This is a genomic window from Roseiflexus castenholzii DSM 13941 (genome assembly GCF_000017805.1).
GTDB lineage: Bacteria > Chloroflexota > Chloroflexia > Chloroflexales > Roseiflexaceae > Roseiflexus > Roseiflexus castenholzii.
Window position 1 is genome coordinate 1,238,293 of sequence record NC_009767.1, and the last position, 13,394, is coordinate 1,251,686.

Sequence of the window (13,394 nt, forward strand, 5' to 3'; positions counted from 1 at the left end):
CGCTTGATCGGTTTCACGCAGCATACTCCTGTGCCGCAGCAACAACAGCATCGGCGACTTGAACAATACTGACAAGATGCCCAAATTGGGGAGCAGCGGGACCAACAACGAGCAGTGGTACAGGATTGCGTGTATGGGTCGATGATGACAGGCTTTCGACATTGCCGTGGTCGCTGGTGAGCACGAGTGTATCGCCAGGACGCAGTACATCCAATGCACCTCTGATCATGCTATCGACCCGTTCCATCGCCATATGAACCTGTTCCGCAATCGATGGGGGTGATCGATCGGGCGCAGCAAGATGCGCCAGACGCCCATGACCGGCGAGATCGGTCAGGAATGTCTCGAAGAACACCAGATCGTATCGGGCAGCCAGTCGCGCCAGACGCTCTCCGGCGACATGCGCTGCAATCACGGGTGCATCGCCGCCACCGGCGCGGATCGTTTCGCCGGTAATGTCCCACGTCAGTGCGCTGCCGGTGCGCAGGTCGTGATCGCTGCGAAAACGCACACCCGCGCCTTCGGCAGCGATGACGCTCGCCGAACGACGAAGCCTTCGCGCCGCCAGCGCTTCCCAATACCGCACACCAAACGCATTAGCGAACGCCACACGCCTTCCCGCTTCGGTAAGGCGGCGGAAAATGCTGCGCTCCGCCAGGATCGAGCGCAGCGCCACGGGCGGGAAATGCGGTTGATGACGCCCATGAAGCGCGGCAGCATTCACACCTGCCAGCAACGCCGTCTGACCGGTGCCGCTCTGCGGCAATCCTGTCACCCCCATGGTTGCGTCGAGTGGGCGCAAGAGCGCATGGGAAGAAGCGCCGGCGCGCTCGATCGTTAATGCACCGTTGAGCAGGGCATTCATCGTGGGGGTCGGTGCATCCGAAAGCGGATTGTCACGCCCGGCTGACGCCAGCCCAACGCCATCGATAAATACAAAGAGAATGCTCACACCACAACGTTAAGTCAAGAGAATATCAGTGCAGGCAGTATAGAGCAACCTGATGCAGTGCGCAAACTTGACAGCCACGCTGCTGCCGTGTATACTTCCCCTCTCGTAAATGAACGATCCGCACAGGCTCACCTCCCATACCTCGACCGGAGCAACCGGGCATTCAGGAGCAAGCCAGAGCGGAGCCTTCGTAGGCGCCGTCCAGGATAACGCCAGCGTATGGCATGACAGGTCGCGCATAAGGTGCGAGGATGCCTGTATGTGCCCGGAAGCGCCTTCCGCCCTGACGAAGGCAGCGTTATTGGCGCCATTGCGCACAGGCGGGCAATGGCTGATCTACTATGGTCTGGAGGTCACTGCATGAAGGCAGTACCCGACAATGCCGTCCAGGAAACAGAAGATTTCGATTGGACGCAGATGCTCGACGACTACGACTATGCGCGTCCGCAACGCGGCGAGGTGCGCGAGGGCGTGGTCATGAAGATTGAAGACGGCGGTATTCTGGTCTCGATTGGCACCAAGCGCGAAGGGATCATTCCGATTGCCGACGTGCGCGCTATCGGCGATGAGGTGTTGAACAACCTGAAGGTGGGCGATCGGATTCAGGTGTACGTTCAGGACCCGGAGAATCGCCAGGGCGATCTGGTCTTGTCGCTGACGATGGTACAAGTTGCGCGCGATTGGGAAGAAGCGGCTCGCCTGAGCGCTGAGGGCGGCATTGTGCAGGGCCAGGTTATTGGCTACAACAAAGGTGGCTTGCTGGTACAGTTCAATCGCATTCGTGGGTTTGTGCCGGCATCTCAGGTGGCGCAACTCCATGGACGCACTGCTGCCGAGGAACGGCAGCAGGCGTTGCAACGCATGGTTGGTCAGACCATCCCGCTGAAGGTGATCGAGGTGGATCGTGATCGCAATCGGTTGGTGCTATCGGAGCGCAGCGCAACGCAGGAGTGGCGCAAGGCGCAGAAGCAGCGTCTGCTTACGGAACTTCAGCCGGGCGATATTTTGACCGGGCGCGTCAATCAACTGACGAACTTCGGCGCATTCATCGATCTCGGCGGCGCCGATGGTCTGGCGCATATCTCCGAATTGTCGTGGCAGCGCGTCAACCATCCCCGCGAGGTGCTGTCGCCAGGGCAGGAAGTGAGGGTCATGGTCGTGGAGATCGATGCCGAACGTGAACGCATTGGTCTCAGCCTGCGCCGCCTTCAACCCAATCCATGGGATACAATCGATCAGCGCTACTCGCTTGGACAACTCGTGAGCGGTCCGGTGACGAACGTTGCACCGTTTGGCGCATTTGTGCAGATAGAAGAGGCGGTCGAAGGTCTGATCCACGCCAGCGAACTCGACGCCGATCCGCAGGCGCAGCCGCGCGATCTGTTGCAGCCCGGTCAGATCATCACGGCCCGAATTATCAGCCTCGATAAGCAGCGCCAGCGTATGGGGCTTAGCCTGCGCCGCAACAGCGCCGATGAACCGCCGCCGGAGGAGACGCCGGTTGAGGCGCCGTCCACCGATATGTAATCGTCGCCTCTTATACCAATGACGATTGAAGATACCGCATGCGTGTCATTCCGCGCGCAGCGACGGGTCATTCCGCGCGCAGCGACTGGTCATTCCGAGCCCTTCGCTTCGCTCAGGGTAAACGCAGCGAGGAATCTGCGCGGGTCGCGCACGACCCCGCGCGCTGCGCGGGGTGACCATGCCGGATGGTCACAGGGAATTGGTACTATCCCACGCCTTGCTTATGCAGCCCCGCGCCAGCGGGGCTGTGTGTGTTCCGTGCGGGCGTTCACTTCCGCGCGCCCTTCCCCCACATTTGGGCGCCCACAGAGGGGCGCCTCGCCACGGTGCGTCCTGCGGGGGCGTCCACAGGGGGCGCCCTGGTCGTCACGCTGGCTTGACGGGGTGACCGCCAAAGCCTTTGCGGAGTGCAGCCAGCACTTTTGCGGCGAACGACTCCGGTTTCCGGGAGTGGAAACGCTCAAAGAGCGATAGCGTGATCACCGGTGCGGGAACATCGAGTTCGATCGCGGTCTGAATCGTCCAGCGCCCTTCACCGCTGTCTTCCACATACCCCTGAATGCTTTCGAGGTGCGGGTCCTGCCGAAAGGCGTCTTCCGCAAGTTCCAGCAACCACGACCGCACAACGCTCCCATGATTCCAGACAGCGGCAATTTTGTGCAGATCAAGATTGAACTCGGTCTTGGAGCGCATAATCTCAAATCCCTCGGCGTATGCCTGCATCATGCCATACTCGACGCCGTTGTGCACCATTTTGACGAAATGACCGCTGCCGACCGGTCCACAGTGAAGATAACCGTCTTGCGGCGCGAGCGTGCGAAATGCCGGTTCGAGCCGCGCGACCACATCAGCGTCGCCGCCGACCATCAGGCAGTAGCCGAGTTCTAATCCCCAGATGCCGCCCGACGTTCCCTGATCGACATAATAAATGCCGCGCGCTTTGAGTTCTTCTGCGCGTCGCAGATCGTCTTTGTACATGGTATTGCCAGCATCCACAATCGTGTCGCCTGGCGCCATGAGATTTGCGAGTGCGACGATAGCGCGTTCGGTCACCTCGCCGGCCGGCAGCATCACCCACACTGCACGTGGCGGCTTCAGTGCGGCGACCAATTCGTCCAGCGTGTATGCCGGAACAGCCCCGGCAGTTGCGAGTTCGTCAACCGGTCCACGGCTGCGGTTGTGAACGACAACGCGGTGCCCGCCGCGCAGCCACCGGCGCGCCATATTTGCGCCCATTCGTCCAAGACCAGTGATGCCAATGTCCATGCCAGTCTCCCCAGAATACGTAGAATCTATCGAAAGCCCGTCCATCATACGCGACAGCAGGCGACGTGGCAAGAATCGGCGGTGTGCCCGGCGTGATCGTGATGATGGGCGCGCGCGGATTTGCACGGATTGAGACGGGCGCACACGGATCGGTAGCCTTCCATAACTGACGCAGCCGTTGCCTCTGCGTGAATCCGTGTTCCCGACGTGACACAGCGCATCGTACCTGACAGGTATGGTATAGTATCCATGTATCATCGCCCTTTGGAAAGGATGCCTGGATTGGCGACTGCGATCCCTGCACCGTATGCCGATCTGGTCGAGCGAATGGCGACTGCCGATGCTGACCTGCGCGCGGCGTTGCGGGCGCATGGTCTGACGTGGGAAGAATATCCTGACCTGACAGGCGCTGCCCGCGAACGTGGCGCAGCAGCGGCACTCGCCTATCCGATGCAGGGGGTGTTGAAGTACCACGGTTTGAGCGATTGGGACTATCGCATCGCCTTTCTGCCGAGTGTATCGCTGTGCAACGATGCCGGGCATACGCTGACGCTGGTCGAGTTCGACCCCGACCTTGCAACCGATTGCGCAACCATCAACGGGCATGTGGCGCGCGGACGCGAGCTCGAACGGGTGCGCCAGAGTCTCGACGCGATCCGCGCGGCTTCCGGCGCCACGGTGCGCGCTCGCGTCATGTCGCGGAATGTCACTCGCGGGACGCGCATGGGGAAGGGGCTTGGATCGAGCGCTGCGGCATCGGCGGCGCTGGCGCTGGCGGCGATTGCTGCCCTGTATGGTGACGAAGCGGCAGCGAATCGGCGTCTGGTCAGTTGCATGGCGCGGTTGCTGGCAGGTTCCGGGTGCCGCAGCGCCGCTGGCGGGTGCTCTATCTGGTTTTCGTCCCCTGGCATGCCTCACGAAGACAGTTTTGCCGTTCGCCTCGATGATGCCGGGCAACTTGATGATGTTCGCCTGATCACTGTGCCGCTCGACTCGCGCATTGGGCTGAAGACCGAACAGGCGCACCTGGATGCCCCCGGAAGCGCACTGTTTCGGTGCTGGATGCTGAGTCGACGCGACGAAGCGCTGGCGTGCATTGCCGCCGCGCGCACCGGCGACTGGCGCACCCTCGGGCAGTGGGCGGAACTCGATAGCATGCGGCTCCACGGCATTACCATGTCGGGGAGCCTGGAAAACAAACTGATCGGCTGGGAACCCGAAAATATCGTCCTGTTTCGCATGTGCAACGACCTGCGCTCGTCGGGTGTGCCTGTCTATTGCTCCACCGACACCGGTCCGACGGCGGTGTTCATTACGCACCGGGACTATGAGGATGCTGTGGTTTCTGCCATCGAGGGGTTGGGTCTCAGCCTCGAAGCGATCCGTGGGCGCGTCGCCGGACCGGCGCGCCTCGTCGATATCGCGTGGGCGGGGGGGGAATTAGGCGTTGCAGATTAATTACGGTGAGGTGGCAGGCGGGAAGGTGGGACGGTCGCATCCGCTCGGGACGGATTGCCGCAGATGGGGGGAGTGGGGACACGGATTGCCACGGATGGGACGGATTGCCGCGGATGGTGGGAGTGGGGACACGGATTGCCACGGATGGGACGGATTGCCGCGGATGGGGGGAGTGGGGACACGGATTGCCACGGATGGGACGGATTGCCGCGGATGGTGGGAGTGGGGACACGGATTGCCACAGATGGGACGGATTGAGGCGGATGATGATCCGTGGTCATCCGTTCAGACCCGTGGGTGTCCGTGTGCGTTCTCTTTCTCGATGGGACACGGATTGCCACGGATGGGACGGATTGAGGTGGATGGAAGTTGCGGTCGTTCCTGGTTCTCGAAGCAGCATAGTATGATCGCGCGTCTCCTGATGATCATCATCGTCTGCGCCGGGGCATTGCTTCCGTCAAGCGCGCATGCGCAGCGCGGGGAGCGCTGCTTCACCGAAACAGGTTACTGTATTGGCGGGCGCATTCGCGAGTTCTGGGAGCAAAACGGCGGCTTGCGCGTGTTTGGTTACCCTATCACGCCATTGCAAACAGAGACGATCGAAGGGCGAACATTGCAGGTGCAATGGTTCGAACGCGCGCGCCTGGAATTGCATCCGGCAAACCGGCGCCCCTACGACGTGCAACTGGGTCGTCTCGGCGCCGAACTGCTCGCGCGCAGTGATCGTGGCGGAACGCCGGTGAATGTCGCCGCGTCGGGTGAGTGTCGCCTGTTCCCTCAGACCGGCGTCAGCGCCTGTGGTCCGATCCTGGCGGCATGGCGCTCCGTCGGTTTGCAACTCGATGGGAAACCTGGCGTGAGCGAGGCGGAAAGTCTGGCGCTCTTCGGCGTTCCGTTGACCGACGCGCGCCTGGAGACCCTTGCCGATGGCAAAGCGTATGTGGTGCAGTGGTTCGAGCGAGGGCGTTTCGAGGTGCATCCCGAAAACATGCCTCCAGCGAATGTCTTGCTCGGTCTGCTGGGGCGCGAGTATGGACCGGTGGCGCGCGCGGGGCGAACCGCAGGCGACGTTCCGGCGCGTATTGTCGCCGGCGATGTCGGCATGGATGCCCGCATTGTCGCTGTTGGACTGGATGCACAGGGAATGCCAATCGTGCCCGACCACGACGTTGGCTGGTACAACCGCAGCGCATTGCCGGGGCAGGGCGAGAATGTGGTGCTATGGGGTCATGTGCTGCGTTTCAGCCATGCACCGCGCATTCCTGCGCCATTTGCGCGTCTGAAAGAGTTGCGTCCCGGTGCGCGTCTGACAGTGTATGACTCAAACGGAACCGCCTTTGACTATGTGGTGACGCGCCAGGTGTGGGTGCGCCCGACCGATGTGGAGTGGATGCTGCCGCAGGGTCGTGAGCGCCTGACCCTTATCTCCTGCATCGGCGATAAGGTGATCGTCGGACGAGAAGTGGTGGATATGAGTCACCGCCTGATCACGATTGCCGAACCGGTGCGCTGAGGCGTCGTCAGATCGTTACCCGGCAACCGCAGTGCAATTCGGCGGTATAGTGCCATGGGTGCGTGGCAGGCGGGCGACCGGCGCTGAAATGTTGCACCCAGCGTTCGCGTGGTTCGACAACCAGCACATCTCTGACGCCCTGATCTATGTACCAGGTCGGGTTGATGCTCAGGTCCTTCTCAGAATAGCCTGGACTGACAATCTCAATGACTGCTTCTGGAACGCATTCCCACGACTCGTCGATGTCGGGCGGTTCGATACAGAAGATGGCAATGTCGGGACGCCGGTACGATCCATCGGGAAAAACGAGCGACACGTCCGACAGGTGGTAACAGCCACATCCGCCGGATACCTCCGAAACCGGCGTAATACTTGCACGGATGCGATCAATGACCTTTTGATGGCGCACACTCGGCAGCAGGCGCCAGGTCGGTACACCGCCGGTGATTTCGAGCTTGATGCGCTGTTCACGCACCAGCATGTCGAGCAGATGACCGATATCGGTTGCTGAGGGCGCGTCTGTCATACCCATTTTCTCTTCTCAGTCACTCATTCCCATGATACCATATCTTTCTCCAGAGCCGTCTCTATTAGCGTTCGCGCAAGCGGCAACGGCGCTGCTTCGCTGCGGTTCGCCAGGACGACCGCCGTACACCGGCGATCCAGCAGGCGCACGATGGCGGTGCGGAAACCGATGGTTTCGCCGGTATGGTATGCGGCGCGGCGCCCGGCAATGCTGGTCAGAAACCATCCGTAGCCATACGACTCGCCAGATGGCATGGCGATGTGCGGGGTAAACATCGCAGCGCGCCATGGCTCAGGGAGCAGCGTATCGTTCGAGAGCGCTGCATCCCAGCGTTCGAGGTCGATCGTTGAACTGTAGATGCCTCCATCCCCCAGCGTAGCGCTTGTCAGGTTCTGGTCGGTGCGAACAAAAGTTCCGCCACGGAATGAATACCCGAACGCGCGGCGCGGAATGGCGCTGCTCTCGCCCTCATACGCGACCGTGAAGCGCATGCCGGCTGGCAGAAACACCTGCTCACGCAGAAACGCAGCGAACGGTTGAGCGGCGACACGCTCGACGATCAGCGCCAGCAGGCAGTAGCCGGTATTGCTATAGCGAAAAGCCGCCCCTGGCGCAGCGTATCCCGTATCGACGCGCCGCACCAGGGCAAACACGTCGCAATCGTGAAGTTGCGTGGCGGTATTGGGATCAATCAATTCTTCGTAGTCCACCAGTCCCGACGTGTGGGTCAGCAGGTGATGAACCGTTATCTGTCGCCAGAAGGCAGGCGCCGACTCAAAAAAGCGGACAATCGGTTCATCGAGAGAAAGCGCGCCGCGCTCTGCCAGTCGCAACACGGCAGCAGCGGTGAATTGCTTGCTCACCGATGCCAGGCGAAAGTTTGTGGCAATACTGATCGCCGTGTTCTGTTCCAGGTTCGCCTTGCCGAGCGCCCTGGCATACTGCGCACTGCCATCGACGAGCAGGAGTGCGCTGATGCCCGGAACATGACCATCGAACGGGCGCAACAGGTTGTCGACAGGATGTGTCTCTGGTATCATCGCTATGCTCCATGTTGGACGATGGCGGTATTGTACCAATGCAGCGTCTTGCACACAGCTTAATGATACCGCTCCGTAATAGTCTGCGCCAGCGGCGATTACGTTTCCCGATGTTGTGGATGACCGGCTGGACTCTAACGCTTGCCGGCATTGTACTGGCGCTGCTCATCTGGCAGATCGGAGCGCCCTGGGTTGCCGTTCTGATTGGCGGAAGCGGGGCGCTGCTCAGCGCGGCGGGTGGATGGTGGCAATGGGCGACGCGCCAGTGCCCTCCCAGGCGCCCAACCCTCTTTGTGATTCGTCATCGACAGCACCAGGCGATGCGTCTCCTGCGTTCCATCGAAGCCGATCTATCTTGCCACATTGAGATAGTCGAGATGCTCGTCCGGCAGGTAGATGCAATGGATGGATCGGTGAATGACAATCACGACCGTGGAAGGAGAGGTGAGGGGGTATAATACCAATGACGATTGACGATGCCGCATGCGTGTCATTCCGAGCCCTTCGCTTCGCTCAGGGTAAACGCAGCGCGGAATCTGCGCGGGTCGCGCACGACCCCTCGCGCGGCTCGGGGTGACCATGCCGGATGGTCACAGGTCATTGGTATAAGGCAGATATCTATGGCGTCGCACACTGCTCGTAGTGCGTCAATCCATGCCGTTCGGCGCTACTACGAACAGAACACCCGCCTGTTTCGCGCGTTGGGGTTGGGGAATCGGGCGCATGCCGTGCATCGCGCCGTCTGGGATGAAGCGACGGCGACGTTCGATGCCGCGTTGCAGCGGGTCAACGCGCTGGCGCTGGCGGAGGTTCGGACGCTCCTCGCAGAACAGAGCGTTTCAGTGTTGCGCCTGCTCGATCTGGGGTGCGGTCTGGGAGGTACGCTGGCATACTGCGCGCGCGCGCTGCCGGAGGCGCGGCTGGCTGGTGTGACCCTGAGTATGACGCAGGCGCAGATTGCACAACGGACTCTGCCGCGCGCGCGCGCAGTGGTGATCACCGGAGATTTCCACCATCTTCCGTTCACTGCCAACTTCCATGTTGCGCTGGCAATCGAATCTCTTGCTCATTCTCACGATCTCAATCGCGCCTTTGAGCAGGCATCGGCAGCCTTGCTTCCAGGCGGACGCCTGATCGTCTGCGATGATGTCGTGGTGCGCGCGCCGTCGAACGCAGCCGAAGAACGCTGGCTGACAACGTTTCGCGCGGGATGGTGTGTTCCCGGCGTACAACTGCTCGATGAGACGATTGCTGCGGCGCGCCGCGCCGGGTTCGTTCTTCGGAGCGCCCGCGATCTGACCGGCGCCCTGCGGTTGCATCGCCTGCCGCCGTTCCTGGCAGGCGCGGCGCGCGATCTGATGCGCCTGGCGGGGCGGGCATCTCTCTTCTTTCACAGCGTCTCCGGCAGCCTGGCGCTCCAGGAGTGCCTGGCGCGCGGTATCGTCGCATATCACCTGATGGTCTTCGAGAAGCGAAGACGATAAGCACTCGTGCTTTTGGTTACGTTTGGGTTGTAGCAGGCGGATGCCGATAGTGCGCTATCGTCTTGAGCAGGCGCGACGTTCCCCACCTTTCATTTCTCCCTGCACTTGCCACCTCCCCTCTCGCCACCCCCCTCCCCCCTCTTGCCTCGCGCCCCTTGCCTCTTGCCTCTCGCCTCGATTGCAACGACCAACGCCGCAGGCAACGCCAGTGTGACAGCGGTTGCCATCTGAGTGTCACCGATCCGCTTGCGCTCGGCGACACAGGTGAGGCGCAGTTCGTGTTGCAGGCGCAACCCAACCCTGGCATTGCGACGATGACCATGTTGGTCGAAATCGCGTCGGGTGCAGCCAACCAAAACGCTCTCGCCGATGACGGAGCAATCGTAGAAGGTGCTATCTTATATCAACTGCTGTTGCCACCTGTCGCACGCTGACATACGTTGTGAGGTAAGCATGAACATCATATGGGCGCTGCTCTCTGTGCTCTTTGGAGCGTACTTTCTGCATTTGGGGATTCAGGGCTTTCGACGAGGAACGATCACCTACAGGCTGCACACATATACCGGTTGCCTGGCGAAAGTGGTGTCTGGGTTCTGCCTGCTCATCGGGTTGGGCGGTCTGCTCATTGCCTTGAACTTCTTGCAATCATAACCTCGCCGCGCCCGGTAATGATTACTGTCCGGATTTGACCTGGCTCAGGGTGGTGTGCGTCCCTACCCCGGCACCCGCGAGTCCTGTTCCTGGCGCGCCTGCCGGTTCCGCCCAAGGCGGCGCAGCATCGGGTTCGCGCCGGTCTGCGCGTGATCGATGACGTTCAAGAGAACAAACCCGATCACAGCGATAGCCAGCGCAATCCAGAACTCCTGCGCCGCCATATCGGGCAGGATGTTGCGCTCACGGATTGGCACAGGCTCTCCATGGCGATCCAGCATGGTCTCGACCACTTCCTTCCAGGGCCAGATTTTGCGCAGCGAGCCGACCATGAAACCCATCAGCACCGCTACAGTGACATTGTGGTAATGCCGGAGCAACCAGCTCAACAGGCGCACGAAACCCAGAAGCCCCACCACTGCTCCCAGAGCAACCGGCACAATCGCCAGCAGGTTCAGATCCGCCACGGCATCGAGCACATACGCATACTGCCCCAGGATCAGCAGAATGAATGATCCTGAAATGCCGGGCAGGATCATTGCCATAATCGCCAGGGCGCCGCTGAAGAAGAGCGTGACCGGATCGTGCGGCATCGTCAAGGGTACCAGCCCCACGATCACGTAGCCAGCCGCAGTGCCCCCCGCCAGGGCTGCCGCAGCGCCGGGATTCCAGCGAACGGTTGCGCCGACAGCGATGATTGAAGCAACGATGAGACCGAAAAAGAAGGCGAAGAGGTACACCGGTTGGTTCTCCAGCAGATAGCGCATGACCCGCGCCATAGCGAGCACCGCCGTACCGACACCCAACCCCAGGGGGATGAGAAAACCCCAGGGGATGCTGGTCAGCGCCGCACGCCAGCGCCCCTGACCGAGCAAACGGAGCAGTTGCACGTTGAACGACTTGATGGCAGACAGCAGATGCTCGTAGATCCCCAGGATAAAAGCCATCGTCCCACCCGATACGCCGGGTATCAGGTCGGCGATGCCCATGGCTATCCCCGTGAAAAAGAGACGAAGCGCCGAAAATGGACGAGTTGCGGCTTCGGGTGTGTGCATGATCCACGGCTCCGTATACTGGCAAATACGACTTAAAACGAGACACTGCGGCGAGTATACCCCACGCATGGCGTGGCGTCAATGACTCTGGAAGAAACGCCGCGCTTGCCGTCAATTCAGCGATGCCCGCGCGAATGGTTGACGCGCGCGTTGAGCGCACAAAGCCTCCGCGACAGCGGACTGGCCAGGGCATCTGCCCGCGACGCTGCCAGGTGCAATGCTTCAATGTCTCTTGCTCATTCCGCGACAGCGGACTGGCCAGGGCATCTGCCCGCGACGGAGGAGGATGTGGTAGCACCCTTCGTGCGCTCAGCAAGATGATTCAGTGGGATCTTGATATGGTGGATCATGAACAGCCAGTGGTATCGGAGGGGGATAGGGCGAGGAAATCAGGGCTTTGGGATGGGGCGAACACTCTTCTCCCATACAAAACCCCGTTCATGAGGGTTATTTCCTCCTCCCTGACCTCCATGCGTCAATCTCGCCTGCGTCGCGCCTCTCTGCGATCAAGACGTTCGGTGCGCATCATCCCCGTTATACGGGGTGTATGAGCCGGGCGCGCGCCCGTATCGTGGTCGCGGGACGCGCGACGGCGGCTGGGTGCAGCGCCATGGGGCGCAGCGTGAGGATGCGCTTCGTGATGGCGGGGGGCAGTGTGACGATTGGAATGGACCGCATCAGATCGGGTTTCGTGAACCGGCGCAGCGGCGTTGTAATCGAACCCCGGAACGATCTCTCGCTTCAACGGCTCGCCGATCAATCGTTCGATTGCGCGCACCATCGCAGTATCACCGCGCGTCACCAGGGTGAAGGCATCGCCGGTGCGCGCGGCGCGCCCGGTGCGCCCGATGCGATGCGTGTACGCCTCGGCGGTTTGCGGCATATCGTAGTTGATCACGTGCGAAATGCGCGCCACATCGATTCCGCGCGCCGCGATGTCGGTCGCCGTCAGTATCTGGTACCGACCGCTGCGGAACCCGTCGAGAGCCGCCTGGCGACGGTTCTGCGACAGATTGCCGTGCAACGATGTTGCGCGATACCCCAGCCGCGCCAGGGTATCGCCCAGGCGCTGCGCGCGATGCTTCGTGCGGGTGAAGATCAACACCGATTCGGCATCGGTGCGTTCCAGTAACTCGATCAGCAGCGATGTCTTCAGATGCTCAGGAACCGGATAGATCGCGTGGGTGACGGTCGCAACCGGCGCACTGCGCCCGATCTGCACCGTCAGCGGATCACGTAGCGCCTCACGCGCCAGCGAACGCACTGCGTCGGGCATCGTCGCCGAAAAGAGCATCGTCTGGCGTTCCACAGGCGCGAGACGCAGAATCCTTCGGACATCAGGCAGAAAGCCCATGTCGAACATCTGATCGGCTTCGTCGAGCGTCAGCACCTCAAGGTGGTCGAGCGTCAGGGTTCCCCGTTCCAGATGGTCGAGCAATCGCCCCGGACAGACGACGGCAATCTCGACGCCGCGCCGCAGGCGCTGGATCTGCCCCTGATACCCGACGCCGCCGTAGAGCGTGACGCTGCGAATGCCGGTGTGTTTGCCGAGCGCTTCAATGACTCCCTGAATCTGTTCCGCCAGTTCGCGCGTCGGCGTTACGATCATGGCGCGTACACGCCCACGCGGGCCGCGCATCAGATGGTGCAGAATCGGCAACACGAACGCTGCCGTTTTGCCGGTGCCGGTCTGCGCTATACCGATCACATCGCGACCTGCCAGCGCGTGGGGAATGACCTGTTCCTGGATTGGGGTCGGCGTGTGGTATCCGAGGTCGCGGATACCGGCGTTAATTTGCGGATGAAAACGAAAAATCTCGAACGACACTGAGTGTCCTCCCTGGCTACGCTTGAGCCAAGTCGGTTCACTCAGCTCAGTGGCATACTAATACCTACACATTGTACCATAGATTTTCGAGATA

Annotated in this window: 12 protein-coding genes; 6 read left to right on the top strand and 6 right to left on the bottom strand. The window is 61.2% G+C overall.

Going from position 1 to position 13,394, the window contains the following annotated elements; genetic code table 11:
- Positions 1-13 precede the first annotated feature (13 nt).
- A complete protein-coding gene (locus RCAS_RS04780) occupies positions 14-952 on the bottom strand; it encodes a metalloenzyme (protein ID WP_012119477.1) in 939 nt (312 codons plus the stop codon).
- 360 nt (positions 953-1,312) lie between these two features.
- Between RCAS_RS04780 and RCAS_RS04785 the strand changes: the two genes are divergently transcribed.
- On the top strand, positions 1,313-2,479 hold the full coding sequence (locus RCAS_RS04785; protein ID WP_012119478.1) for a 30S ribosomal protein S1: 1,167 nt from the start codon (positions 1,313-1,315) through the stop codon (positions 2,477-2,479).
- Between the two features lie 366 nt (positions 2,480-2,845).
- On the opposite strand, the gene gnd is transcribed toward RCAS_RS04785, so the two are convergent.
- A complete protein-coding gene (gene gnd, locus RCAS_RS04790) occupies positions 2,846-3,745 on the bottom strand; it encodes a phosphogluconate dehydrogenase (NAD(+)-dependent, decarboxylating) (RefSeq protein ID WP_012119479.1) in 900 nt (299 codons plus the stop codon).
- Between the two features lie 273 nt (positions 3,746-4,018).
- On the opposite strand from gnd, the gene RCAS_RS04795 reads away from it, so the two are divergent.
- Both RCAS_RS04795 and RCAS_RS04800 read left to right on the top strand, forming a co-directional pair.
- Complete coding sequence (locus RCAS_RS04795; protein ID WP_408638382.1) at positions 4,019-5,203, top strand: diphosphomevalonate/mevalonate 3,5-bisphosphate decarboxylase family protein; 1,185 nt, start codon at positions 4,019-4,021, stop codon at positions 5,201-5,203.
- A 94-nt stretch (positions 5,204-5,297) separates the two neighbouring features.
- Positions 5,298-6,716 carry a class F sortase gene (locus tag RCAS_RS04800; protein ID WP_232280172.1) on the top strand — a complete coding sequence of 473 codons (1,419 nt, stop codon included), beginning with the start codon at positions 5,298-5,300 and terminating at the stop codon, positions 6,714-6,716.
- 7 nt (positions 6,717-6,723) lie between these two features.
- Here the strand turns inward: RCAS_RS04800 and RCAS_RS04805 are convergent, their stop codons facing one another.
- Together RCAS_RS04805 and RCAS_RS04810 are read right to left on the bottom strand one after the other, a co-directional pair.
- Positions 6,724-7,242, bottom strand: a complete 519-nt coding sequence (locus RCAS_RS04805; RefSeq protein WP_157042550.1) for a Uma2 family endonuclease — start codon at positions 7,240-7,242, stop codon at positions 6,724-6,726.
- Positions 7,243-7,265: 23 nt separating this feature from the next.
- Positions 7,266-8,282: a serine hydrolase domain-containing protein gene (locus tag RCAS_RS04810; RefSeq protein WP_012119483.1), complete on the bottom strand. Its 1,017-nt coding sequence runs from the start codon at positions 8,280-8,282 to the stop codon at positions 7,266-7,268.
- Between the two features lie 62 nt (positions 8,283-8,344).
- Between RCAS_RS04810 and RCAS_RS04815 the strand changes: the two genes are divergently transcribed.
- The 3 genes from RCAS_RS04815 (at position 8,345) to RCAS_RS04825 (ending at position 10,417) form a co-directional block, all read left to right on the top strand.
- On the top strand, positions 8,345-8,740 hold the full coding sequence (locus RCAS_RS04815; protein ID WP_012119484.1) for a hypothetical protein: 396 nt from the start codon (positions 8,345-8,347) through the stop codon (positions 8,738-8,740).
- A gap of 162 nt (positions 8,741-8,902) precedes the next feature.
- On the top strand, positions 8,903-9,766 hold the full coding sequence (locus tag RCAS_RS04820; RefSeq protein ID WP_012119485.1) for a class I SAM-dependent methyltransferase: 864 nt from the start codon (positions 8,903-8,905) through the stop codon (positions 9,764-9,766).
- Between the two features lie 453 nt (positions 9,767-10,219).
- The gene (locus tag RCAS_RS04825) at positions 10,220-10,417 is read left to right on the top strand and encodes a hypothetical protein (RefSeq protein ID WP_041330227.1); all 198 of its coding nucleotides are present in this window, start codon (positions 10,220-10,222) and stop codon (positions 10,415-10,417) included.
- 62 nt (positions 10,418-10,479) lie between these two features.
- Here RCAS_RS04825 and RCAS_RS04830 read toward each other — a convergent pair whose 3' ends face one another.
- Together RCAS_RS04830 and RCAS_RS04835 are read right to left on the bottom strand one after the other, a co-directional pair.
- Positions 10,480-11,472, bottom strand: coding sequence for a DUF368 domain-containing protein (locus RCAS_RS04830; RefSeq protein ID WP_012119487.1), 993 nt, complete (start codon positions 11,470-11,472; stop codon positions 10,480-10,482).
- A gap of 475 nt (positions 11,473-11,947) precedes the next feature.
- A complete protein-coding gene (locus RCAS_RS04835) occupies positions 11,948-13,300 on the bottom strand; it encodes a DEAD/DEAH box helicase (RefSeq protein WP_012119488.1) in 1,353 nt (450 codons plus the stop codon).
- Between the last annotated feature and the right edge of the window lie 94 nt (positions 13,301-13,394).

Coding starts and splice junctions, on each gene's coding strand:
- RCAS_RS04785 (WP_012119478.1), top strand. CDS start 1,313: ATGAAGGCAGTACCCGACAATGCCGTCCAGGAAACAGAAGATTTCGAT.
- gnd (WP_012119479.1), bottom strand. CDS start 3,745: ATGGACATTGGCATCACTGGTCTTGGACGAATGGGCGCAAATATGGCG.
- RCAS_RS04795 (WP_408638382.1), top strand. CDS start 4,019: ATGCCTGGATTGGCGACTGCGATCCCTGCACCGTATGCCGATCTGGTC.
- RCAS_RS04800 (WP_232280172.1), top strand. CDS start 5,298: ATGGGACGGATTGCCGCGGATGGTGGGAGTGGGGACACGGATTGCCAC.
- RCAS_RS04805 (WP_157042550.1), bottom strand. CDS start 7,242: ATGACAGACGCGCCCTCAGCAACCGATATCGGTCATCTGCTCGACATG.
- RCAS_RS04810 (WP_012119483.1), bottom strand. CDS start 8,282: ATGATACCAGAGACACATCCTGTCGACAACCTGTTGCGCCCGTTCGAT.
- RCAS_RS04815 (WP_012119484.1), top strand. CDS start 8,345: ATGATACCGCTCCGTAATAGTCTGCGCCAGCGGCGATTACGTTTCCCG.
- RCAS_RS04820 (WP_012119485.1), top strand. CDS start 8,903: ATGGCGTCGCACACTGCTCGTAGTGCGTCAATCCATGCCGTTCGGCGC.
- RCAS_RS04825 (WP_041330227.1), top strand. CDS start 10,220: ATGAACATCATATGGGCGCTGCTCTCTGTGCTCTTTGGAGCGTACTTT.
- RCAS_RS04830 (WP_012119487.1), bottom strand. CDS start 11,472: ATGCACACACCCGAAGCCGCAACTCGTCCATTTTCGGCGCTTCGTCTC.